The 22,646-nt window shown below is 64.8% G+C and carries 18 protein-coding genes and 1 riboswitch; of the genes, 4 read left to right on the top strand and 14 right to left on the bottom strand.

The window, feature by feature from the left end; all coding sequences use genetic code 11:
* Nucleotides 1-15 precede the first annotated feature (15 nt).
* From G6N13_RS18025 to G6N13_RS18015, 3 genes are read right to left on the bottom strand one after another with little or no spacing between them, the layout of a single operon-like run.
* The gene (locus tag G6N13_RS18025) at nucleotides 16-558 is read right to left on the bottom strand and encodes an FcoT family thioesterase (protein ID WP_163699168.1); all 543 of its coding nucleotides are present in this window, start codon (nucleotides 556-558) and stop codon (nucleotides 16-18) included.
* Entirely contained in the window at nucleotides 555-1,424 is an 870-nt protein-coding gene (gene scoE, locus G6N13_RS18020; protein ID WP_163699166.1) for a (3R)-3-[(carboxymethyl)amino]fatty acid oxygenase/decarboxylase, read from the bottom strand. Before scoE ends, G6N13_RS18025 begins: the two co-directional genes overlap by 4 nt.
* Nucleotides 1,402-2,877: a PPE family protein gene (locus tag G6N13_RS18015; protein ID WP_163699163.1), complete on the bottom strand. Its 1,476-nt coding sequence runs from the start codon at nucleotides 2,875-2,877 to the stop codon at nucleotides 1,402-1,404. Before G6N13_RS18015 ends, scoE begins: the two co-directional genes overlap by 23 nt.
* Nucleotides 2,878-2,994: 117 nt before the next feature.
* Here G6N13_RS18015 and G6N13_RS18010 point away from each other — a divergent pair, with 117 nt between their 5' ends.
* On the top strand, nucleotides 2,995-3,804 hold the full coding sequence (locus G6N13_RS18010) for a class I SAM-dependent methyltransferase (RefSeq protein WP_163699161.1): 810 nt from the start codon (nucleotides 2,995-2,997) through the stop codon (nucleotides 3,802-3,804).
* Here G6N13_RS18010 and G6N13_RS18005 read toward each other — a convergent pair.
* From G6N13_RS18005 to eccA, 11 genes are read right to left on the bottom strand one after another with little or no spacing between them, the layout of a single operon-like run.
* Nucleotides 3,721-6,657: an MMPL/RND family transporter gene (locus G6N13_RS18005; protein WP_235677809.1), complete on the bottom strand. Its 2,937-nt coding sequence runs from the start codon at nucleotides 6,655-6,657 to the stop codon at nucleotides 3,721-3,723. The two genes, G6N13_RS18010 and G6N13_RS18005, sit on opposite strands and share 84 nt — an antisense overlap.
* Complete coding sequence (eccE, locus tag G6N13_RS18000) at nucleotides 6,654-7,598, bottom strand: type VII secretion protein EccE (RefSeq protein WP_220096762.1); 945 nt, start codon at nucleotides 7,596-7,598, stop codon at nucleotides 6,654-6,656. The genes G6N13_RS18005 and eccE overlap by 4 nt, the downstream gene beginning before the upstream one ends.
* Nucleotides 7,595-8,977 (bottom strand): type VII secretion-associated serine protease mycosin, encoded by a 1,383-nt coding sequence (gene mycP, locus G6N13_RS17995; protein ID WP_163699155.1) that lies wholly within the window; start codon nucleotides 8,975-8,977, stop codon nucleotides 7,595-7,597. The genes eccE and mycP overlap by 4 nt, the downstream gene beginning before the upstream one ends.
* Complete coding sequence (gene eccD / locus G6N13_RS17990) at nucleotides 8,974-10,398, bottom strand: type VII secretion integral membrane protein EccD (protein ID WP_163699153.1); 1,425 nt, start codon at nucleotides 10,396-10,398, stop codon at nucleotides 8,974-8,976. Before eccD ends, mycP begins: the two co-directional genes overlap by 4 nt.
* A gap of 14 nt (nucleotides 10,399-10,412) precedes the next feature.
* Nucleotides 10,413-11,261 carry an ESX secretion-associated protein EspG gene (locus tag G6N13_RS17985; RefSeq protein ID WP_163699151.1) on the bottom strand — a complete coding sequence of 283 codons (849 nt, stop codon included), beginning with the start codon at nucleotides 11,259-11,261 and terminating at the stop codon, nucleotides 10,413-10,415.
* Nucleotides 11,262-11,285: 24 nt separating this feature from the next.
* Nucleotides 11,286-11,573 (bottom strand): WXG100 family type VII secretion target, encoded by a 288-nt coding sequence (locus tag G6N13_RS17980; RefSeq protein ID WP_163699149.1) that lies wholly within the window; start codon nucleotides 11,571-11,573, stop codon nucleotides 11,286-11,288.
* The gene (locus G6N13_RS17975; protein WP_163699147.1) at nucleotides 11,573-11,866 is read right to left on the bottom strand and encodes a type VII secretion protein EsxS; all 294 of its coding nucleotides are present in this window, start codon (nucleotides 11,864-11,866) and stop codon (nucleotides 11,573-11,575) included. The genes G6N13_RS17980 and G6N13_RS17975 overlap by 1 nt, the downstream gene beginning before the upstream one ends.
* 53 nt (nucleotides 11,867-11,919) lie before the next feature.
* On the bottom strand, nucleotides 11,920-12,231 hold the full coding sequence (locus tag G6N13_RS17970) for a PE family protein (protein ID WP_163699145.1): 312 nt from the start codon (nucleotides 12,229-12,231) through the stop codon (nucleotides 11,920-11,922).
* On the bottom strand, nucleotides 12,228-16,172 hold the full coding sequence (gene eccCa / locus G6N13_RS17965) for a type VII secretion protein EccCa (protein ID WP_163702274.1): 3,945 nt from the start codon (nucleotides 16,170-16,172) through the stop codon (nucleotides 12,228-12,230). The genes G6N13_RS17970 and eccCa overlap by 4 nt, the downstream gene beginning before the upstream one ends.
* Nucleotides 16,169-17,668, bottom strand: coding sequence for a type VII secretion protein EccB (gene eccB / locus G6N13_RS17960; RefSeq protein WP_163699143.1), 1,500 nt, complete (start codon nucleotides 17,666-17,668; stop codon nucleotides 16,169-16,171). Before eccB ends, eccCa begins: the two co-directional genes overlap by 4 nt.
* Nucleotides 17,665-19,497 (bottom strand): type VII secretion AAA-ATPase EccA, encoded by a 1,833-nt coding sequence (eccA, locus tag G6N13_RS17955; protein WP_163699141.1) that lies wholly within the window; start codon nucleotides 19,495-19,497, stop codon nucleotides 17,665-17,667. Before eccA ends, eccB begins: the two co-directional genes overlap by 4 nt.
* Nucleotides 19,498-19,722: 225 nt before the next feature.
* Between eccA and G6N13_RS17950 the strand changes: the two genes are divergently transcribed.
* The 3 genes from G6N13_RS17950 (at nucleotide 19,723) to G6N13_RS17940 (ending at nucleotide 22,643) form a co-directional block, all read left to right on the top strand.
* Nucleotides 19,723-20,451 carry a YcnI family copper-binding membrane protein gene (locus G6N13_RS17950; protein ID WP_163699138.1) on the top strand — a complete coding sequence of 243 codons (729 nt, stop codon included), beginning with the start codon at nucleotides 19,723-19,725 and terminating at the stop codon, nucleotides 20,449-20,451.
* A 2-nt stretch (nucleotides 20,452-20,453) separates the two neighbouring features.
* Nucleotides 20,454-21,992 (top strand): copper resistance CopC/CopD family protein, encoded by a 1,539-nt coding sequence (locus tag G6N13_RS17945; protein WP_235677808.1) that lies wholly within the window; start codon nucleotides 20,454-20,456, stop codon nucleotides 21,990-21,992.
* 259 nt (nucleotides 21,993-22,251) lie between these two features.
* Nucleotides 22,252-22,383, top strand: a riboswitch (cobalamin riboswitch).
* 26 nt (nucleotides 22,384-22,409) lie between these two features.
* Nucleotides 22,410-22,643, top strand: coding sequence for a CbtB-domain containing protein (locus G6N13_RS17940; protein WP_163699136.1), 234 nt, complete (start codon nucleotides 22,410-22,412; stop codon nucleotides 22,641-22,643).
* The last annotated feature ends 3 nt before the right edge of the window (nucleotides 22,644-22,646 follow it).

Below are 22,646 nucleotides of genomic sequence, written 5' to 3'. Positions count from 1 at the left end.
CTTCCCAACAACGAATTACGGGATGTTGAGAGCCGCCAGCTCGACATCACCAGAGGCAGCACCGCCGTCGGAATCCCAGAACTCTATGGTGCACGGGACCTTCAGGTAGCGCCAGCTTCGTTCGATGATTTCGAAGTCCTTGCACAGCAGTCGCGCGGAGAAGTTGTGCGCATTGATCGGCCTCCTGAATCGCGACGAGGTGGTCTTGATCAGCATGCTGGGCAGTTGGTAGTCGAAGTAGTCCTCGATCGACCAGCCCACCAGCACCGGGATTTCCTCCTTGAGGATCGCCGGTGCGAACGCGGTGTACGCGAGCTGGTTGAAGCACAGCAAGAGCTCCACCGCGTTGAAATGACCGGTGCTGCGGATGTATGCCGATTCCGGAATGCAGAAGTTCCCGAACGCCAGAACCGAATCCTCGGTGGCCTTGTACTCGGCGTCGAGGAGGTAGCGACACCCCTTGTAGGAGTAGGGCTCCAGAACCTTGACGACCAGGTCCTCCGGTATGGGTGTCGTCGTCGCGCGTTCCTCGACCAGCGTCAGATCTGCGGTGCTCATACGGCGTAGCCCGGTGTCTCGAGCCCGTCCAGCATGGTGAGTCGATAGCTGGTGAGCGTGCCCGAGGAGGTGCCGTGCTTCGCACGGTGCATCAGAACTCTGTTGTCCCACAACATGATATCCCCGACCTCGTAGTGCTGGGTGTAAATGAACGGCGAGACGAAGTCAGGATCCAACTGCCCGGTCGCGGTCATGAGTCCGTTCAGGATCGCCGGATCGAAAACGTTGCCGTCCTTGTCCTCGATCTTGGTGGTTCCGGAGGCACAGATGTAGAGGATCTCCTCTCCGGTCGCGGGATGGCGAATCACCGTTGGCCACTTGATCGGTGGCGTTGTCTTGCTGATCTCGTCCCACAGTTCCCCGATCGGCCGGTAGACATCCGTCGGCCGGATCTTGATGTGGCGGCGCGGGTCGTGCGTGCTGAACGTCCCGCGAGCAGGCGCCTGTATATCGGCGGGCAGTGATTCCCAGACCTTGTTCAAATCGATGAAGTAGGTGCCTCGGTCGGGCCCTGGAACCGTGAGCGGTAACACCATCGAGAAGGCGAAAGGTTCGGGCATGAACATGTAGTCGATGTGCCAGAACGCACCGGTTTTCGGCACTCCGCGACCTTGTTCGGTCGAGGACACGAAAATCTCCGGATACTCGGCGTGGTGATACATCGACTCGTAATAGGGAACGATGTCGCCGAGAATCTGCCCGAGGCGAATGAATGCCTCCGGAGACGGATGGACGTCTTTGAGGACAACGAGCTTGTTCCGGTACACCGCATCGCGGATCTCGTCGGTGGCGATGTCGTCCAGATTCTCGGGATCGATCCCAGTGATCTGCGCACCGAGACCCTCACCCTTCACATTGAGTGTCATCTTGCCTCTCGTCTCTATCCAATTCGCGCTCCTGAGTGCCGTTCTCGTCGGCCAGCCAACCGCTGGGAAGCATGGGCACCGTGGTGGTTTCACCGTCATCGGAGAGTTGCGCCAGTCCGGCCGCGGCGACGCCTGTCTTCGGCGCGGCGCCGGCGAAGCCGAGCGGCCCGGCCCCGTGGCTGCTGGCAGTGGAGGAGGGTGGCTCGACGCCGCCGGGGTCGGCGTTCATAGTGGCCGGCTGCTCGATGAATTCGTAGCGGTATCCGCGTGCCCCAGAACGGCTTCGGTTCGTCCTGCGTCCGCGGCTGCGAGCCGCCGCGGCGGCTCGCGCCGCCGCAATGGCCGCTGCCGCCTCGCTTATGGAGTCCGACGCCTTGGCACCGGATTTGGGTCCGGTCCCCACCGCTGGCGGGGGCAGTGGCGGAATGGCGTAGCTGAGCACGGATGACGGGACAGGGTTCACCGGCGCGGCCGGGGCCGATGTGTTCGGCGCGGGGTTGGCGGTCTGTGGGGCCGCACTGGGGGCCGCCGAGGGCGCCAGAGCTATCCCGGTGGTGACATTCGCCTCTGCCCGCGGACCGATATCACCAGCAACCGGAACAGGAAGCAGATCGGCCGATGGCTCCAGGTTGAACAATAGAGCCAGCGCGCTCAGGGCGCTCAGGGCACTCAAAGCGGGAAGGAAGAACGGCAGCAGCAGAAGGCCATACGAGGCGTAGTACGGGTACCAGAGAAAGTCGTAGAGCTGTAGTGCGATAACGGCGAGGATGACGGCAGCGATCGGGCTGAATCCGAGTCGCTGAAAGAAGTCGAGGAAGTATTGATACGGATCGGCGATGAAGTCGAGGATGTCCTTGATGAGCTGGCTGATCGAGCTCACCGAAGTCTGTTGCGCGCTGGCCGCTTCGCCGCCGGGCGCGAGGATGGTGGGTGCCGGAACAGCAGGCGGTATGGTCACCGTCGCGGCGTCCGCGACGGCTTGGTAGACCATCATCGTTTCCGCGGCCTGAATCCACATGCGCACGTAGTCGGCTTCGTTGACGGCAATCGGGATCGTGTTGATGCCGAAAAAATTCGTGCTGATCAGCACGCCATGGGTGATGTGGTTGACGGCCAGCTCGGCCAGCGTCGGCATGGTCGCGAGTGCGGTGCTGTAGGCCGCCGCAATCGTGCCGTGCGCGGCGGCGGTGGCGGCGCTGTCGGCCGACGCTCGCTCGAGCCAGGCGAGGTACGGCAGGTGTGCGGCCGCATATTGCGCTGCACTGGGCCCCTGCCAGCTGGTGGCCTGTACTTCGGCGAGGAGTCGTGCCAGTTCAGCCGCGGCGTCGCCGTAGGCAACGCTGAGCCCCTGCCATTGACCGGCGGCCGCGATCAGTGATCCTGGTCCAGGACCTCCGCTCAGCAGTGCCGACTGCACTTCGGGCGGAACTGCCATCCAGACCGGGGCTGTCATGCTTCACCTCCTTAGCGACCGTCGCGTCGATCCGTCAGGTAGTCGGCCAGACCCGCGGGATAGTTCCCACCGACCCGTCGGCACTGTCAATAAAAGACAAACCAGTACGGTGAGGCCATGCCAGCCATCGACGCCCGCCACCTCGACGGAGTCTCCGAGACAGCGTTACTCACGCTGTACCAGCGTTCAGCGGAGGCGGCCCGGTCTGACGGCATCATCGACGATCCAATGGCGATCGCGCTGCGCGACCGCCTCGACTACGACTACCACCATTTCGGCCGTACCCACCAAGCCACCGCACTGCGGGCCCTGGCGTTCGACGAGTGCACCCGCGCGTTTCTGGCCGTACACCCGCGCGCCACCGTGGTAGCCCTCGCCGAAGGACTGCAGACCAGCTTCTGGCGAGTCGACAACGGTCAGATGACCTGGCTTTCAGTCGACCTCGCGCCGATCGTCGAACTACGCGAGCAATTGCTACCGACGTCGAACCGGCTGCACTACCGCGCCCAGTCCGCTCTGGATTACTCCTGGATGGATCAGGTCGACGACACCGACGGAGTACTGATCACCGCCGAAGGCCTGTTCCAGTATCTGCAGCGAGAGCCAGTACTCGATCTGATCACCGCGTGCGCCAAGCGGTTTGCCGGAGGCCAGTTGGTTTTCGACAGTGTGCCACGGCTTTTGAGCGCCTACTCGAAACGACGTGGTATCAAGCTCAGCCCGAATTACACCGCACCGCCGATGCCGTTCTGGTTCACCGCCAAGGACTACGACGACCTTCGCAGGAGCCCCGATATCCGGGCAGTGCACGAGCTGCCGATGCCAACCGGACGCGGCACGGTGTTACGCTGGGCCGCCCACGTCGTTTACCGGCGTCCCATGTTCAGCAGGTTCCGCGCCCCGACGAACCTCGTCGAGTTCGCCTGACGGCCGGTCAACGGCGGCAACAGGTTTCGGCCACTGAGCCGGCACAGGTTTGGGTCGAACGATCTGTGGCCACCAGAACCACTTGCCTAGCAGGGTCGCCACAGCGGGCATCATGAATGCCCGGATGACCAGTGTGTCGAACAACAGGCCCAGGGCTATCGTGGTCCCGATCTGGGCGACCACCGTGAGTTCGCTCACTGCCATCGACATCATCGTGAACGCGAAGACGAGGCCCGCCGACGTCACCACCGATCCGGTTCCGCCCATGGCCCGGATGAGACCGGTCCTCAGCCCGGCATGAATCTCCTCCTTGAACCGGGCCACCAGCAGAAGGTTGTAGTCCGCGCCTACCGCCAGCAAGATGATCAGCGCCATCGCCATCACCATGAAGTGCAGTTCGAGGCCGATGATGTACTGCCACAACAACATCGACAGACCGAATGACGCCCCCAGCGAAATCACCACCGTTCCGACGATCACGATGGCCGCGACGGCGCTGCGAGTGATGATCAACATGATGACGAGGATCAGGCAGAGTGCCGCGATTCCCGCGATGAGCAGGTCGTAGTCATTGCCCTCCTGCATGTCCTTGAACACCGAAGCGGTGCCGCCGACGTACACCGCGGAACCTTCCAGCGGGGTGCGTTTCATCGCCTGCTTGGCCGCCTGCCTGATGCTGTCGATCCGTGCGAGACCCTCGGGAGTAAGGGGGTCGTCGTCAAGACTGATGATGAAGCGCACCGCGTGACCGTCCGGTGAGATGAAAAACTTCATACCCCGCTTGAGGTCGTCGTTGTCGAAAGCCTCGGGCGGGAGATAGAAGCTCTCATCGTTGCGCGATGCGTTGAACGCTTCACCCATCGCCGCCTGGTCGCTCTGCATCGCCGCCATCTGCTTCAACAGCCCGCTCTGCGTGGCGTACATCGTCAGCATCATCGTCTTCATCTGCGTCAGGGTCTCGATCTGGGCCGGCAGTTGCTGGACGAATTGCGGGAGTACATGGTCGATACGGTCGAGATTGGGCAGCAGACCATCGATGTCGCTGGTCAACTTGTCAGTGCTGTCGAGCGCGTCGAACACCGAACGCAACGACCAGCACATCGGAATGTCGAAACAATGCGGCTCCCAATACAGGTAGTTCCGGACGGGCCGGAAGGAGTCGTCGAAGTCGGCGATGTGGTCGCGTAATTGCTTGACGTCGGCTGACATTTGGTGGCTTCTCGCGGTGATGTCGTGGGTGTTGGCCGTCATCTCCGACATCAAGCCCTGCATCCGGGTCAGGGCGTCGATGGTGGCCTGCATGAGGTCGGCCTGCGCCAGCACATCCTTCATTCGATCCTGCAGGTAGCTCTGATTCAGGGTTTGAACAGAACCTGCCATGCTCAGCTGAGCCGGAATCGTGCTGAACTTCAACGGCATTCCGTCCGGCCGAGTGATCGTCTGCACGCGGCTGATCCCCGGCTGATCGCCGATGTCTTTGGCAATCTTGTCAATCACCATGAAGTCAGCGGGGTTGCGCAGGTCGGAGTCCGTCTCGATCAGCAACACTTCGGGATTGAGGCGAGCACTCGAGAAATGCCGTTCGGCTGCTGCATATCCGGCAGTCGACGGAAGATCCGGAGGCAGGTATCTGCGCTCGTTGTAGTTGGTGCGGTAGCCGAGTAGGGAAACCAGGCCGATCAATGCGATCACGCTGGTGGCGATGAGTACCGGCCCGGGCCATCGGGCGACCAGCGCGCCGACCTTGCGCCAACTCCGAATTCGCATGGCGCGCTTGGGTTCCAGACGCCCGAGCCGGCTGGCCACCGTGACCACCGCCGGTCCGAGTGTCAGCGCGGCCAGTACTGCCACCAGCATGCCGGCCGCCAGCGGCACCCCGAGGGTCTGGAAGTACGGCAACCGAGTGAAATGAAGACACAGCGTCGCGCCCGCGATCGTCGAACCGGATGCCAGGATCACATGGGCGGTGCCATGGTACATCGTGTGATACGCCGCTTCTGGGTCCTGACCGTTCGACCTCGCCTCCTGATAGCGGCCTACCAGGAAGATCGCGTAGTCAGTCGAGGCCGCGATAGCCAGTGTGACAAGAAGATTGGTGACGAATGTCGTCAATCCGATGACATGGAAGTAGGCGAAAGCGGCGACCACACCACGTGCCGCGGCCAATTCCACCAGCACCATCCCGAGCACGATCAGCACGGTGCCGAGAGCTCGGTAGACCAACAACAGCATGGTGGTGATGACGAGGAAGGTCAGGCCGACGATGACCGCCGCGCTGCGGTCGCCAGCCGCTTGCTCGTCGGCGGCCAGCGCGGCCGGGCCGGTCACGTATGTGGTCACCTCTGGCGGGGGTGGGACACTTTCGACGATCGTTCTGACCGCCTTGATCGATTCGTTGGCGGTCGCTTCACCCTGGTTTCCGACGAGGTACACCTGCACATAGGCGGCTTTGCCGTCGATACTCTGCGCCCCCGCCGCGGTCAGCGGGTCTCCCCAGAAATCCTGAACGTATTCGACGTGATTCCTGTCCGCCTCGAGACTGGCGATGACGGAATCGTAGTAGCGATGGGCGTCAGGGCCCAGTGACTCGCGACCTTCCAGGACGATCATCGCCGAACTGTCGGAACTGTATTCGCCGAACACCTGGCCGACGCGTTTCATTGCGACGACGGATGGAGCGAAGTCCGGGCTCATCTGCACCGAACGCATGGTGCCCACGATCTCGAGCTGCGGGATGGCAGCATTCAGGACGGCGACGGCAGCAATCCACCCGATGATGATCGGGACCGCGAGCCGCCGGATCCAGCTCGCGAGCGCCGAACGTCTGGGCTGCTCGATCACGTCGGAGTTCACGACCTCACCGCGGCACCGTTCACCATCCACCGCAAAACCGAATGCGAATCGACCTCCGACACCTCGGCGTCGAGTGCTTTCGTCGAGGTCGGGATCAGAGCGTGCAATGCGGCCCACTGTCCACCACGGCGCAGGACCAGCCCCTCCACCGGAGCGCCCGCGTCCGGCAAGTCCGGGGTGCGGATCGCACACGCCATCGCGATACCACCCCTGCTCACTTCGGCTGCAGTCCATAGCTCGTCGAATCCATGCGAACGCAACGCAGCAAGCGAATCCGGCGCCGAATCGCCGTCGACACCGTAGGCGGCCAGATGGCCGGATTGGCCGTCGGCCACTGCGCGCCAATGTTCGGTGACGTGTGGCCCGAGCATGTCAGGGATCTTCAGATCGGCGGACGTGACCGCCCACCCGTGTTCCCGAAGCTCGTCAGCGAAGCGCCGCGCGGTGAGATCAGCGGTCTCGCGCAGCGGAATTGTCGTCGAACGGGCTTGTAACGCTGTCAGATTCGCCCTCGCCGACATGGTCAGGCCGATCCACATGGTGCGTCCCGCCGGGGTGTCACGAGTGGTGAGCCGCACAGTCTCGCAGCGAACACCGTAACGATCCAGATAACCGGTGATCAGATCGACCGGAAGTTCCTCGGCGCCGGCAGCCATCACCCGTAGCACCATCGTGGTGCGCGCATCGGTGCCGCTGTGCTCCACCGGCTGAAGTGCCCCGTGCTCGCGGCGTCGAGTCCGAGTCGCTAGCACCAGGCGGCGCCACAGAATTGTGGTCAGGTGCAATCCGCGCCACCACCCGAAAAGTGCCAGCACCACGGCAGCCGCTACCCCGAGCGCCCATCGCTGGGTCTGCGTATGCCATGGGTAGGCCATCACTGCCGGGACGACAACCACAAGTGCCAACGCCACTCTGCCGCTACCGGGCCAGACGATCCTCACTCGTGCCGGTCCTCTCGTCGATGTGCCGCGTACGCCGCGCCGATCACCGCCAGTGCGAGTGCGGCAGTGCCGCCGAATGCGATCGTGCGAGCCGAATCATCCCGGGCCGCAGGCACGGTCGGCGCAGCGATCCGGGCAGGGGCGTCACTCGCCGGATCCGAGGCCGGCGGCGGCAGCTCCCACGTCAATGCCGCCACCGGATCGAGCGTGCCTGCACCCACCAGATTCGACGGAGTCCGGGCACCCTGGTGGGCGGTCGCTCGCAATCGGTGGACGACCTGCGTAGCGGGCATGGCGGGGAATCTGCTGCGAACCAATGCCGCGACACCGGAGACGTACGCCGCCGCGTAGCCGGTACCGCTGAGGCCGACCCATTGCCCGCGGGGACCGGGAATTCCATTGACCAGGCCTGCGGCGGGGCCGTTTCCGACCGATACGACGTCCTCGCCCGGCGCCGCGATACCCAACCATGGCCCGGGCATCGAGAAGGCGGAGGGCATGCCGGTGGTCGACAGAGATCCCACGGAGAGTACGTAGGGTTGCCACCATGACGGCACCGAGATGGACGTGGCCGCCTGCCAGTTCCGCGGGTCGTCACGGCCGCCAGGACCGCTGATCGGGTTGGCCTGGCAATCCTGGGCACCGTAAAGCGAAGGGAGACCGACGTCTCCAGCCGCGGCGACGATCACGGCGTCTTTGTCGACGGCTGCGTAGCGCAGCGCCGCGCCGAGTGCTTGTTGGTCCACGTCGGTGCCGGCACGCGGGCACACGGGCAGTGAGATGTTGATGACTCGCGCCCCCAGGTCGGCCGCGCGCACAACGGCGCGTGCCAGAGCCGAGATATCGGTTGTCACCTTGACGACCGCCGGGTCGTCGCCCGATTCGCGCGGAGCGTATGCGGCCGAGGACTGCCTGATCGATAGGAGCCGAGCCGCGGGCGCCACGCCCGAGAAAGCATCGGTGCCGGGTTGGCCACCGATGATCCCGGCGACCGCGGTGCCATGACCGTCACAGTCGGTCAATCCGTCAGTCGTCGAGACGAAGTCGCCGCCACCCTCGACATCAGGCAGTCGCGGCCCGGGGCTCACTCCGGTATCGATCACCGCGACGAGCTGGCCCTCTCCCCGCGAAAACATCCAAGCCCCAGCTAAATTCAACGTCTGCTGATTCGGCGAGAGAGCACCTGGGCCGGTGCCGGGAATTACACCGGTCGTCACACACTCGGTACGTTGGACCATCGGGACGACTGGTCCTGCGCTACCGGACGGGACCGCGGCGCCGGGTTCGACGGACGGGGGGGTAACCGCCCCCGCCGCGGGGCTCATGACGAGAAGGACTGCCGAGCCCGCGGCCACCACGCGCAGCCCGGGCCGGGTCATCGGTCGAGCACCCAAGCGAACAGTCCCACCAGGTAGGCCAAGACCGGAATCAAGGACGCATCGATCGCGGCGGCGAGAAACCCGACAAGCCGGCGGACGGGCAGTGAATACCTCTCTGGATCGACGAGACCCGGATTCGTCGAGGCCGCCACAAACGCCGCGGTCAGGACACCCAAGGCGATCAGAGCGCCCCCTGCCTGCAACGCGGTGCCCGTGATGAGGAACAGCACAAGCAAGCCGATCGACACGAGGAAGGGCTGGAGCAGCAGCCATGCCTTGCAGGCAGCGATGTCCCACACGCGGGCCCGCAGCACAGCGGCGGCCGATGTTGCGATCACCGCGTACCAGGCCAATGTGGCGACGGACTCCGGTCGTGCGAGCAGCGCCAGCGACCCTGCGACCGACAGCACCACCGAACTCGCGACGAACCCGGTCTGGTGCGCCTCGCTGAGCCGAACACGGCGAGGCAGGTCCTCGAGCACACGCATCGCCGGTGCCGACGGAGTCGGGTCACCCGGCGCCGGCAGGACCGGAAGCGGCAGATGCGCTGTCAATGCGGACAGTTGGGCGGCTTGAACCGCGAGCAGCAGTGCCGCCGCCAGCAGACCGCAGCCCAATGTCGGCAACGGCAGCGCCCAGGTCTGGGCGACTGCGGTCGTAACCAGAATGGCCACGCCGATGACACTGTTCGCGGCGAAGAACGCGATGTACCGGTCGGCGGTGATCAAGCAGATCAGCGACCAGGCGGCAACGCCGGCGGCCGCGAGCATGACCTGCGCCGGGCCGAAGCCGCCGCCGACAGCCGACGCGAGGCCCGCGCCGATCGGCACGAGAGCAGCCACCGACAACTCAGCGGCGCAACGGTTCTCGCGTGCGCGCGCCAGAAGTGTTGCAATGATCGCGGCGGCAGCTACGCCGCTCACCGCATACAACCCGGTGACACCGCCGGTGGTGATCCGGTGAACGGCCGCTACTGTTGTGGCGGCCAGGATGAGCGCGACGACAGCGACACGGGCGATCACCCGGATGTCAGCGATCCCCCACGGCCGCAGGCGCGAGGCGGAGAAGATCACGGCTGCGTCGGCGATGTCCTCCACGACACCGGGAGCTGACGGCCCCGACGGAACGGGCTGGAGAGCAAGAAGATCACCGTCCACCACACCCACTGTGTTCAGGCTGGCGTCCAGTGAAAATGGGGCACCACCGACAGTCGCCAGGCTCAGCGGTCGTGGTGCGGGAGCCTCGGCCTCCTCCCCGGATTCGACGCTCGGGGGCAGCAGCCGGCGAACCGCAGGCAAGATCTCTCGCAGGGGCACCTCCGCCGGCAACGCTACGTCCACAATCCGGCTGTCGGCCAGTATCGCGACTCGCACGATCGGCAGTGCCGGGATGCTGTCGGTCGGCACCGAGATTTGAGTCATCTAGTCGTTCTCTTTCAGATTGTTTGAGCGGTGAAGTCACGGACCGATTGGAGCGGAGAGAACCACGGCCCGTCAGGCAGGGTGGCGGTCAGCCGTTCGATGGCCAGGGCGACGGCCATGTCCGTCCCTGGCGCGAAGACCGACACCCACTCACCGTCGAACGCCCGAGTGGGGCTCACTACGAGACGTTGACTGGCGTTGTCCACCACAGCAATACCCACCTCGGACGTAAGTCGAGCCGCATCGCAACGTTGGCCGGCAACGATCTCGACGTAACTGGTCGGCCCCTCGAAGACACCTCTGACGACCGCGCGAGCGGATTCTGGGATCCCGAGGTGACACATCACGTCGCACAGTTCCGCACCATCGCGCAGTTGCTGGTCGGCTCGAGCACCGACCCGTAACGGAAGCGCGAAGTCCTCGAAGTGTGCCGGCGGACGCCCCGGCAGCCCGGCGGTGACGACCCGTGACATCGCCAGTCCAGTAGCGATGTCCAGGGCTGTGAAGGTGACCAATTGGGCGTTGCGCAACGCCACCACCATGTGATCGTCTGCGCGAGCAACGATGCCCCGAAGCTGGTCGGCTGACGAACCGGTCCCGCTGACGTAGCGCAGTTCCAGCCATCGCTCGGGTTGGCATACGACGTAGATCCACCGACGCACGGCTGGGGCGATCTGTCCGTCGACCATCACCCCGAATCTCGTCAGTTCCGCGATCTGCCGCGATGCGAACACCCCGCGTTCGGACGCGTCGCGATACGGTGGCGTGATCGCCAGCACCCAGGGAAACGGTCCGACACCGGCTTCGTCGGCGATGAACCAGGCCGCGTCTACCGACAGCTCGATGGCATCAGCCGCAGGCATGAGCCGCCCGGCATCGTCGTCGGACTAGCCCCACTTAGCACCTTCGGCCTGATCACGCGCCTGCATTGCGAGCGTGTTCGTTTCGTGCGTCGAGGCCATCGCGCGATAGGCGCGCACCAGTTCCTCCATCGCGCTGTTCCATTGCGCCTGCCATACCTGGTAGGTCATTCCGGTGTCGCCCTGCCAGGCACCCCGCAAGGCGGCCTGTTCGGTGGCGATATCGGCCCCCACCGCCTGCAACGTGCCGGCATAGCCGGCCATGTCACTGGCGTGGCCGAGCATGGCGGGATAGTTGTACATGATCTGAGACATCAGATACCCCCGTAAGTGCCTGCGGCAGCGGCATCTTGCGCTACATACGTGGCGCCGGCCTCGCCCAGATTCGCCTGAGCGAGGTCCAGCAGGGCATTGACCTTGGCTGCCGCTTCGACAAAGCGTGCGTGTGCGGCCTGGTAGGCCGCCGACGACTCGCCCATATGGAATGCCTGCGCGGCAACCGCTTCCTGTTCGGCCTGGGCGAGCGTGCTCCGCATCAGAGCCGTCTTGGCTCCGAATGCCGATTCGGATGCGATCAGCTGCGGAATGTGTGCATCGAGAAGACTCACTTCACTATCTCCAATCAAGTTATACAGCAGTATATTTCGTGATCCGAGGAGCTTCAGCTGACCCCCTGCCCGCCGTAGGAAACCGCGGCAAGTGCGTCCCCTGCGGCATAGCTCGCCGCCGATTGCGCCACACCCGTTCCGGCGCGCCCCAATTCGACAACACCGTCGGCGGCCGCGACAGTGTGCTCGGATCCCTTCGTCGCACAGGCCAGCGCCGCTTGCACTGACACGGCATCGGCGGCCGGGGGCAGCACGGAGCTGATGAGCGGTGCCGCGGCGGCGTGCGTGGCAGCCAGCCGTGCGCTCAAAGCCTCGACCGCCGCGCTGGCCGCCGACAGACCCTCGGGGACGACATTGAGTGTCATGACAGACTCCCATCGATAGTGTCGGGGCCGCCGACCGGCGATCCGATCAACGGATTGACAAGCTGCAGATACGTCGGCGCGTCGCTCTCATCGAGCAGCATTCCGCGGCCCGGTGCCGACCTGCTGAACCGGTGCCCGCGAATCTTGGCACTGTCCTGCGGATTACCCGACAACATCAGCGTCGTGGCCTGTAGGTCGTTCATCCGGCGCAGCAACGGATTCGTCATCAGGATGTGGGCGGAGCCCGACGCACGCGCGGTGACGATCACCCGAAGCCCCAGATCGGCGGCTTCGGAGAGTAAGCCGATCAGCGGAGTCCACGGTCGCGCTCCGGCGTAGGGCCCCGACATCGCCGGCCCATCGGGCAGTTGATCGACGTCATCGACCAGCAGGTAGTGCGTATGGCCCGTGAAGCTCCACGTCCTCAGCTCTGCTGTCGACAACCCGGCCGGCGGGCGGCGGCCTTCGACAATCGCCGACAACCCCAGCACTGCCGGGACGATGCGGTCGGTATTCGCTGTGTACTCGTTGTCGGGAAACAGAGCCTCGTCGACGAGCCGCAGTCGCCGGTCCAGCACGGTGAAAGCGAGCCGGTCCGCCGTCGAATTCTCACGCAGTGTCCGGATTATGTGGCGCAACAGGGTCGTCTTGCCGGACTTGCTGTCGCCCAAAACCATCAGCAACGGATGCGTGCCGAAGTCCAGTGCCACCGGGGTGAGATCGCGCTCGCGCTGGCCGATGACCACCTGTTCGGGCCCGACATACAGGGGTGCGATCTGGGCCGGTGCGAGCTCGGTCGGGAGCAATCGCACCCGTGGTGCCGACTGCCCTGGATCACGAGCGTTGAGCTGTTGGATCTGACTGAGCTCGGGTTTCGCAAAGAGAAAATGTTCGGCCGCCATGGTCAGACCACGGCCCGGCTGATCGTAGGGCACCGATTCCGCAGGCCTGCGCAGTGCACCGGCAACTCGAACGTTGCTGTCACGCGAATCCGGCAGTCGCAGCTCCAGGCGCAGGCCCAGCCCGTCGCGCATCGCCAACGGCACCTCGAGCCAGTTCGGAGTGGTCACGACCACGTGGATACGGTATGCCAGACCGGCATTCGCCAGTTCGGTGACCTTGGCCAGGAGTGGGTTGCGGGTGTTGAACTGGTCGGTGTTGTCTCGACTGAAGGCGTAAAGGTTGTCGATGATGAGAAAGACGTGCGGATAGCCGGCGCCGTACCCGGCACGTTGCCTATCCTCCAGGAGCTGGTCGAGTTCGCCGAACGTGCGGCGGATTCGCTCAGCCTCCAGCGGAGACGCGACACTGCCGACATGGGCGAGATCTTCCAGCGCCCGAAGCTGGCCGCCCCCGTAGTCAATGCAGTAGAACGACACCTGGTCCGGTGAATGCAGCGCCGCCGCGGAGAGAACGAATGTCTGCAGCGCAGTCGATTTCCCCGACTTGGCGCCGCCATGGATCACCATGTTCCCCGCGGAGGAGGTGCCATCGAAGACGAGCGGGTCCCGGCGCATCTCGAACGGGCGGTCGATCTCGCCGAGCGGCCACTGTCCCAGCCCCATCGGAATGTGGGCTCCGGCGAGGACCTCGGCCAGCGGGATCGGGTCATCGAGCGGTGGCAGCCACAGTCGCGGTGCTCGTGGGCCGTAGTCAGCCAGCTGCTCGCCGATCGTCGCGATGAGCTTCTTGGGTGTGGGTCTCGGCAAACGATCGTCACCGGACACGATCACCACATCCTCGTCGAGTCCGACCTCCGCCGCGGTGAACAACTGCGGGTGGGGATCGGCAGGCACCACATAGGATCTGGGCCGCGCAGGCGGGTCGTAGATGCCGTCGACATATGTGCTGCGAAATTTGACCGGCTCCGCACCGGGTGCCGGCACCAGGAATCCGACGCCCTTGTGCTCCTTGCCCGCCTCGATGTGAAATGCATCCTCGACGCCGATGATCTGACGTGACGCGGCCGGGCTGGCGACCTTCAGGCCGATCCGGTACGACGTGTTCTTGTCGATGTCCTTGATCCGCCCGACGTCCAGAGTCTGCGATGCGAACAGGATGTGGATCCGAAACGACCGGCCTTTGCGCGCAACATAATCGAACAGCTCCGCGTATTCCGGATGGTCGGCGAGCATCAGTGTGAATTCGTCGGCGACCACGAAAAGCGTCGGCAGCGGGGGTAGCTCGTGGCCGGCCGCGATCGCGGCTTCGTATTCGGTGACCGAGTTGAACGCGCTGCCCTGCACGCGGCGTCCCGCATCGCGAAGCAGAATCTCTCGGCGCGCGACTTCACCACGCAATGTGTCGGCGAATCGATCCGCCAGCGATTTCTTTTCCGCCATATTCGAAATGACCGCCACGACTTGGGGAAAATGGCGGAATATGTCGGCGCCGGCCTCGCCCTTGAAATCGGCGTAGATGACGATCAGTCGCTCAGCGGAGTGAGTTGTCAACAGGGACAACAGGATCGACATGAGAGTCTGGGACTTGCCGGAGCCCGTCATACCGATCATCAGACCGTGCGGGCCCATCCCGCCCTCGGCCTCGTCCTTGAGGTCGAAGTACAACGGCTCGCCGGTCGTCCTCACGCCGATCGGTACTCGCAGCTCGCGGTCGCGCTCGCGCGGCGCCCACAGCTCGGGTACGTCCAGCTGCGTGGCGTCATCGATGTCGAGCAGGGTGGTGAATGTGGCACCGCTGACGGCCGCCGAGCGCAAACCGGCGTGGCTGGGATTGGAGTCCCAGCGCGCCAGTTGCCGGGCCAGGTGCGAGGCCTCATCGGTGGACAGCTGATCGGCGCTGTCCACGTAAGTTTGCCACCTCTGGGTGCCCCAACGCTGGATGCCGCCCTCGGAGATCCTCAGCACGGGCCGTTCGGGATCCGAATACTGCTCCCGGTGCGGTTCGGTCGCAGTGACGTGAACGACGGTGACACCGGCCCAATGGGCCGACAACACCGACGCCGAGAGGTCATAACCGGGATCGTCGACCACGATCAAGAGATGGCGCAGACCGCGGCCCAACTCGTCGCCGAACTCGGGGCGCTCGGCCAGCGCCGGCCCGATCTTCGAGACCAGTTCATCTGGGTCGGAGCTGAGATAGCGGGCCGAGCCAACGCCGTCGAGAGCACCCGGAATATCCACGTGAGCAAGCCATTTGAGCCATGACCAGTTTTCGCCGTCCACGTCAGGGCTGGCCAGGGCAACGCCGAGCAGGCTTGGGTCGTGCCAGGTCACAGCCTGTGCAATCCATGCCCGCAGCGCCGAGCGCGCCGCATCGCCGTCCCCGACCAGCGTGAGCCGCGAAATCGACGCGAGGTCAATTCCCGTCGGCGCGCGATGGACCGTTCGCTGGACATCCAGCAGGCCGCGAAGGGCACTGTGCGCCACGGGCTCCAAATCCACTTCGTCGGCAATGTCCTTGACCCGCAACGCCGTATCCAGCGCCACGTCGTGCAGGCCGGTGCGCACCACGAGGAAGTCCCGGTCCCCCGGATCGCGCTCCCACTGTCTGCGAGAACCTGGAATCGAAGCCAGCACAGCGGGATCGGGATGGGACCACTCAAGGCTGGCCCGCTGCTCGGCGGCCTGAGCACGCACGTTGTCACGCACGACGGATAAATAGCGCAAATAATCGGCGCGTTCGGCGTCGACTTCCTCGGTACGCAACTTGTTGTCGTTCCCGCGATACAAGGCTGTCGCAGCCAGCAGGAGGACGAATGGGAAGAACAAGATCTGTGGTGAGATCAGCCGCATCCCGGTCGCGAAGAGCGCGACGATCATGCCGACGATCAGCATGACGATCAAATACGGGAGGGCTCGCCGCAGCAAGGAAGCCGGCACAGCGCGCGGCAGTTCCGGCGGGGCCTCGATCGTGATCGCACCCTTGCGCACGGGAGGTGGGGAAAGTCGCCTGCGTGCCTCGAAGATGAGCCTGCTCAACGGTTCTCCGTTCCTACAAACACGGCCAGCGCGCCAGCCTTCGACAACGGGGGCCCCGCGGCGAACAGGGTGAGCACTGACCACGGAATCGGCGTCGCGGGTGACGTCAGGCCCAGGGCCGTCAGCGTCTGAGTCAGCTCATCGGAGTTCGCGGCCTCGATGCCGTATCGCATTCCAGCATCCGACAGCCAAAACAACGAGCCGGCAGGCGGCGAGGCCGACTCCTGGCCCACGGTCTGCGCGAAGTAACCCTTGCCGACGGGAAGTACCACGCGCGCGGCCGACGTGCCATTGCCGGGCAGATCGACGGGTTGTTTTCCCTCAGCGATCGGCAACGCCGCACCCGACAACAGGACCAACGAACTGGCGCTCGCTCCGGCAGCCTTCGACCACTGGGAGCAGACAACTGGTGCGGCCGCCGGATCGACCAGGCCGACGCTCTTGGCGGGGAACGCCGCCGTATCGATCATTCGAGATACCGGAAGACGAGAGATCTCATCCGCACCGAGCCGCGGAGGTTGTTGCAGCCCATAGGAGTTCGTGTTTCGCAGCAAGTCAGCAACAACCGGTGACACCGACTGCAGGCCGTCGGGCAGCACTGCGTAGTACGCCAGCGTCCCGTCGGGACCGAACCCCGCCACCACCGCACCCACCGGTGCGGGAACCGACATCGCGAATTGCGGCGGCGCCCCCGAGCCGGGGATCACCGGGGCCACCAGCGGCGCACCCTCGGGGATCGAATTGAACAAACCTGGTGCGATCTGGGTCGGGGCGGGAATTGTCGTACCAAGACCCAAGGCATCGGTGGCGGCATGGTCGGCAAGGTCTACTCGGCTACGCCGGCCCTCCCACAACAACCAGGTCGTCGGAGCATCAGGTGTACCGGCGACGACCAGGACCGCCTTGTCCGGCGGCAGAGCAGAGGCGCGGACACCTCCACCGGCCACCCGGCCGCCGATGACTGTCACACCCGGATTTTTGGATGCGGCGCTGTCGCAGACCGTCCAGTCCGTATCGCCAGAACTGTTCTGCACCATACGTTCTGGTGCGCCGGGTATGCCGACCGTTGCGCCGCGGGCGAGCTTGTCCAGGGCCGCGCTCCCCACGCTGGTCGGTGTGACGGGATGACCCGCGATCAGCCGCGCCGAGGTGAGATTGAGCACCGGGTGCAGACGATCATCGACCCGCACGTATAGCGCTGCGGTGTCACGGTCTGCCAGCACCGCGTTATTACCCACCGAGCCACCGGGTTTGAGCAGGGAGAAGACGAAACACCCGATCAGTCCGGTCACGACGATCAGGACACCCATGACGACCGAGCGTGATTGGGTGCGCAGCGGATCCGTGAGCATGCGAGTGTCGTGCAGTGCCACACCAGAGGCGATGCGCCGCATCAGAAATCGCCAACCCGTGACTTGGTGCCTGGTGACGAAACCCCGGCGATAGGTGACCTGATCGGCGTTGTGGTTCACCGGTGTGCGGGACGTGAAGCTCATTTCGGCATCTCCAGACCCAGACCGCGCAGCAGCGGAATCACCGAGTGCCTCACGTCGTCCGCGGTGATCGTCATCAGCTGCTCGTCAGAGAAGTCTCCGGTACTCGCCGCCTCGGAATGGTCGAGTCGAAACTCACGTTCCTCTTCGGAGCGTTCGACCACGTTGCGGACGAAGCGCCCGTTGCCTGCGATGTCGAGGCTGCGGCGTTCGACCCCGTTCGCATCCGGTGTCGTCATCGATGCCAGCCGCCCGAACAGAGTCGCCAGATCATCCAGCGCGCGCCGGTCGAAGACACTGTCACGCTGTTTGGCCATCGCGCTGGCGATCTCGACCAGTTCGCCAGGGACGTACGACGGGAAATCGATACTGCGAGTGAAGCGTGACCGCAACCCCTCGTTGGTGTCCAGGAATCGATCGAGGTCCGCGCGATACCCGGCGACGATCACCACCAGACGATCGCGATCGTTCTCCATCCTGGCCAACAGCGTGTCGATAGCCACCAGGCCGAAGTCGTTCTTGGCACCGGTGGCCACCAACGCATAGGCCTCGTCGAGGAACAGCACGCCGTCGAGCGCACTGTCGATGATCGCGTTGGTCTTGGCTTCGGTCTCCCCGATGTGCTGGCCGATCAGATCCGCCCGGTGCACCTCACGGACGTTCTCCCGCTTCAAAAGACCCAGACCGCAATAGATCTTGGCCACCACCCGCGCGATCGTGGTCTTGCCCGTGCCAGGCGGGCCGGCAAACACCAGATGATGCGAGCGCTGGGCGACCGCGAGACCGCGGTCCTGACGCAGCAGCGCCATGGCGACCGAGCTCTTCAGCCGCGACACCTGGTCTTTGACCTGCTCCAGCCCGATGAACTGGGCGAGTTGGTCTTCGGCTTCGGCCAACAACACGGCCTTGCGCTGATGGGTTCCGGGATCAACGAAGTCGTCTTCACCCGGTTCGGTGACAGGATCCCACGGGTCGGTGCGTGCCTCGATCCGGGCCGCGGATGTCGTGACGATGCCATAGGACGGGTTCGACAGCGCTTCTTCGACTTCGACATTCGCGGGGTTGGCGGCGTAGAGCTCCTGGAGCACCTCGGCCGCGGCCTCCTCCTCACCTTGCGCCCTCAATACCAGCGCCTTGGCCAATGCCCCGTCCACGGCCGCCACAGTCAAGGGACCGCCGGACTCCTCCAGATACGACAGCGCGGGAGCGAACATCCCCAACCGAGCCAGAGCGACGCCGAGGGCAATCCGCACGGCATGGGCGAACGACTGGTCCAGCGCGGTGTCCGTGACCAGCGTAGTCAGAAGTTTGACGACATCCGACCACCGTTGGCTGCGGTACTGAATGGTCGTCGCCACCCACCGCGAGCGGTGGGTTTCACCGGTGCGGGCGACGACGTCGGCAACGATCGCATCGGCCTCACCGAATCGCCCAGTGGTCGCGAGCGTGGCCGCGTGGGCCAGCTCGAAATCGTCGGGGCCCGTGGCCCGGAATTGCAAATACAGCCCAGTGTCGTAGGTGAAACCCAATGCGCCAGGTTCCAGTTCGATCATGCGTGCCAGTACACCGGCGGAGCCGCGGGTGGCTGCGATCGCTTCGATCACCGACGCAGAGGTGTCGCCGGCAGCGGCCAAGCCGGCCCATGCGTCGCATTGGTCTTGGGCAAGCCTTGTCAGCGCAGAGAATCCGATTCGGGCGGCAGCCAGATCCGCGGGCCGCCGACGATCGCGCACCTGCAGGCCCAGCGCCCTGCAGCACGTTCTGAAGCGGCTGACCACATCGACATCGACGCGGGCGATCACACCCGGGGCGGCACCGTTGCCCACTGTCATGAGCACGCCCATGCGGAACCTGACCTACCGAACAACGGGTTACTCACGGGCCTTTAGTCGGCAACCGGCCGTCCCTGGTTCCCGGTGGATTCCGTTCACGTGCGCGGTCAACGCCGGCGCAACCCCGATTCACAGCATATTGGCAGGTAAAGCCGGGAACTCGGGGCTCGCCAGATCCGACTGCGTGGGCGTACCTCGACGCCGCCGACGAAAGGGCTTCCGGAGATGAAGAGACCACTGCGCACAACACTTACTGCCGCGGCGGTGACTGTCGCCAGTATTGCGCTCGCCGCGCCCGCATGGGCACACGTGGAGGTCTCGGGAACCGACGCGACGCAAGGCGGCTACGGGGTGCTCACGTTTCGTGTTCCCAGCGAGTCCGACACCGCGTCGACGACGGACCTCGTGGTGACTTTGCCCGATGACCAGCCGATCATCTCGGTCGACACCCAGCCCAAGCCCGGCTGGACGGCGACGGTGACGAGGAAGAAGCTCACGACGCCGCAGAAAGACGACGACGGCAACGAGATCACCGACTACATCTCGACGGTCGAGTGGAAGGCAGTGAATCCCCAGGCGGGAATCCCGCCCAACCAGTTCGACATGTTCAACATCTCCGCGGGCCCGCTTCCCAAGGAAGCGATGATCTCGCTACCCGCCGTGCAGACCTACAGCGACGGCAAGGTTGTCCATTGGGATGAGAAGGCGGCCATGGGTCAGCCCGAGCCTGAGCACCCGGCTCCGATGCTGATGCTTTCGGCGGGAGGCGACGAGGCGACCCGGGCACCCGCTGCAACGCCGACACCCGTCGCTTCGGCAGCACCCAGCGCTTCGGCAGCCAGCACCACGAGCGGTAGCCCGGCGTGGCCGGGCATCACCGCGCTGGTCGTGGCTGTCGTCGCCGTCCTGCTCGGCATCGTGAATTTGGTGCTCGTGCGGCGCCGGTCGTCCTGACCTTGCGGCGGCTCGCGGCGCTGCTCGGTATGGCGCTGGCTGTGCCGGTGCTCACCGTGCTCGCCGCAGCCCCCGCGGCCGCCCACGCGGTGCTAGTCTCCAGCGATCCGGTCGACGGCGCGCGGCTGACCGCACCGCCCGCACAGGTGCGACTGACGTTCGATGAGCCGATCCGGCTGGTGCCCAACGGGATACAGGTGATCTCCGACGCCGGTATCAGGGTGGACACCGGCCCGTCCGTCGCGGCTGACGGCGTGACGATCACCCTGCCCCTGCGGGCTGACCTTCCCGACGGCAGTTACACCGCGACCTGGGAGGTCATCTCCGCAGACACCCACGAGGTGGCGGGGTCAATCTCGTTCGGCGTCGGCCGCGATGCCCGTGCCAGCCCCGCAGGACTCACCGGGCAGGAGAACCGGGCCGCCGACGTCGCGGCCGGACTGCTCCGCGGCGCCCAGTTCATCGGACTCGTTCTCGCTGTCGGCGTTGCACTGGCCTGTGCCGCCCTGTGGCCGTGGACGTTGAACGTGCGAAGAACCCGCACACTGTCCGCGGTCGGGCTGACGCTACTGATTCTGGCGAGCCTGGGCGAGATGGTCCTCACCGCCACCCAGGACCCAGCAACGGCGGCGCCCAGCCGTCAGGAGATCGTGGCCTTAGCCCGCATCGTCCTCACAGCGTTGGTGGTGGTGTTCCTCCCCCGGCTGTTCAACGGTTCCCGGCGATTAACAGGGCTCATCGCCGCGCTGGGGGTGGCGTTGTCGGTGTCGATAGCCGTCGATGGCCATGCCGGGGTGGGGGCTGATGCAGCATTAGCGACGCTGGTGACCGCAGCGCACGTCAGTGCGATGACCGTGTGGTTGGGCGGTCTGATGGCGTTGTGCGCGATCGTCTTACCTTCTCGACACACCGACAACCTGCGTCGCTGGTCGGTGATCGCGCTCACCTGTGTCGGGGTGTTGATTGCCACGGGCGCCTATCAAGCCTGGCGACAGATCGCCCCGGTACAAGCGTTATGGACAACCGGGTACGGACAGACGTTGTGCGTCAAGGTCACAGCGGTGGGCGTGATGCTCATACTTGCGTACCTGGCGCGTCGCCGACTCAACCCGCAACAGTTACGCCGGACCGTTCCGATGGAAGCCGCGATCGGATTGGTGGTGCTGGTCGTCACGACAGTTCTGATCTCGCTGCCGCCTGCGCGGACGACGTACGGACCTGCTGTGACGCTAGAGGCGCCGCTGGACGACAGCAGGCATGTTGTCGTCGACATCGCCTCGACTCGGCGCGGACCGACAACCGTCCACGTAACGGTGCTCGATGCGTCAGGCCGACCGGTCCCGTCTCTCTCCGTGACCGGAAACTTGTCCAGCCATGAGGCTGAGATCCCTTCTCTGCCAATCGACTTCGCACGCCACGAGAATGATTGGGTGAGCACGTACGCGAGCACACCTCGGCCCGGGTTGTGGACGCTGCGAATCACCGTCCGCTTCGGACAGACCGACGCGGTCGTCACGGGTGTGGAATTCCGGGTCTGGTAAAGCCCTACCCCGAACTGACCATCGGCTGATCGCAGCACATTTCAGCATGCTCGGTGGGCGAGGTACAGGGGCATGGCTTCTCGTAGACCAGCACCGACCCACAGACTGTGCATTCGTATCGATCTCCGGCATTGCGGGACATGGCATCTCCTCAGTCGACTATCCGGGGCACCCAGTCCATTGTGCCGCCAATCTTGGCCGGAAATAATGCATTTACGGACAGGATTCACTGCAATCCTTGTGCAGCTCAACCCCGGCAAATTACTATCTGATCAGCGATCAGGGGAACACCGGTGCGATACCGGGGCTGTCCCGCAACTGTGACTAGCTCGACGTGCCGGACGCACGCAGGGTTGGAAGCCAGATACCCGGTCGCTGCAACCGCTTGGTTGCTCACCACGAGAGATGGAATATGTAATGACCGCTATTCTGACCGCCCCGCCATCGGTGCCCGTTGCCGCGCCCAGCGCACCTGACACGGCCGCTCCGGCAGCTATCCGGATCCCCACCATCGCATGGATCGCGGTGGTGATCACCCTGCTCTGGATCACCTACGCGTTCCTCGGCCAGGACATCGCCCCGACCGTCTGGAACCATATGCACGAGTTCTTCCACGACGGCCGTCACTTCCTCGGCATCGCCTGCCACTAAAGG

Origin of the sequence: Mycolicibacterium sarraceniae, from assembly GCF_010731875.1 — a bacterium.
Lineage (GTDB): Bacteria > Actinomycetota > Actinomycetes > Mycobacteriales > Mycobacteriaceae > Mycobacterium > Mycobacterium sarraceniae.
This window is presented reverse-complemented; position numbering and strand designations above follow the sequence as displayed.

Coding starts and splice junctions, on each gene's coding strand:
- scoE (WP_163699166.1), bottom strand. CDS start 1,424: ATGACACTCAATGTGAAGGGTGAGGGTCTCGGTGCGCAGATCACTGGG.
- G6N13_RS17940 (WP_163699136.1), top strand. CDS start 22,410: ATGACCGCTATTCTGACCGCCCCGCCATCGGTGCCCGTTGCCGCGCCC.
- eccD (WP_163699153.1), bottom strand. CDS start 10,398: ATGACTCAAATCTCGGTGCCGACCGACAGCATCCCGGCACTGCCGATC.
- G6N13_RS18015 (WP_163699163.1), bottom strand. CDS start 2,877: ATGACAGCCCCGGTCTGGATGGCAGTTCCGCCCGAAGTGCAGTCGGCA.
- eccB (WP_163699143.1), bottom strand. CDS start 17,668: ATGAGCTTCACGTCCCGCACACCGGTGAACCACAACGCCGATCAGGTC.
- G6N13_RS18025 (WP_163699168.1), bottom strand. CDS start 558: ATGAGCACCGCAGATCTGACGCTGGTCGAGGAACGCGCGACGACGACA.
- G6N13_RS18010 (WP_163699161.1), top strand. CDS start 2,995: ATGCCAGCCATCGACGCCCGCCACCTCGACGGAGTCTCCGAGACAGCG.
- G6N13_RS17970 (WP_163699145.1), bottom strand. CDS start 12,231: ATGACACTCAATGTCGTCCCCGAGGGTCTGTCGGCGGCCAGCGCGGCG.
- G6N13_RS17985 (WP_163699151.1), bottom strand. CDS start 11,261: ATGCCTGCGGCTGATGCCATCGAGCTGTCGGTAGACGCGGCCTGGTTC.
- G6N13_RS17950 (WP_163699138.1), top strand. CDS start 19,723: ATGAAGAGACCACTGCGCACAACACTTACTGCCGCGGCGGTGACTGTC.
- eccA (WP_163699141.1), bottom strand. CDS start 19,497: ATGACAGTGGGCAACGGTGCCGCCCCGGGTGTGATCGCCCGCGTCGAT.
- mycP (WP_163699155.1), bottom strand. CDS start 8,977: ATGACCCGGCCCGGGCTGCGCGTGGTGGCCGCGGGCTCGGCAGTCCTT.
- G6N13_RS17980 (WP_163699149.1), bottom strand. CDS start 11,573: ATGTCTCAGATCATGTACAACTATCCCGCCATGCTCGGCCACGCCAGT.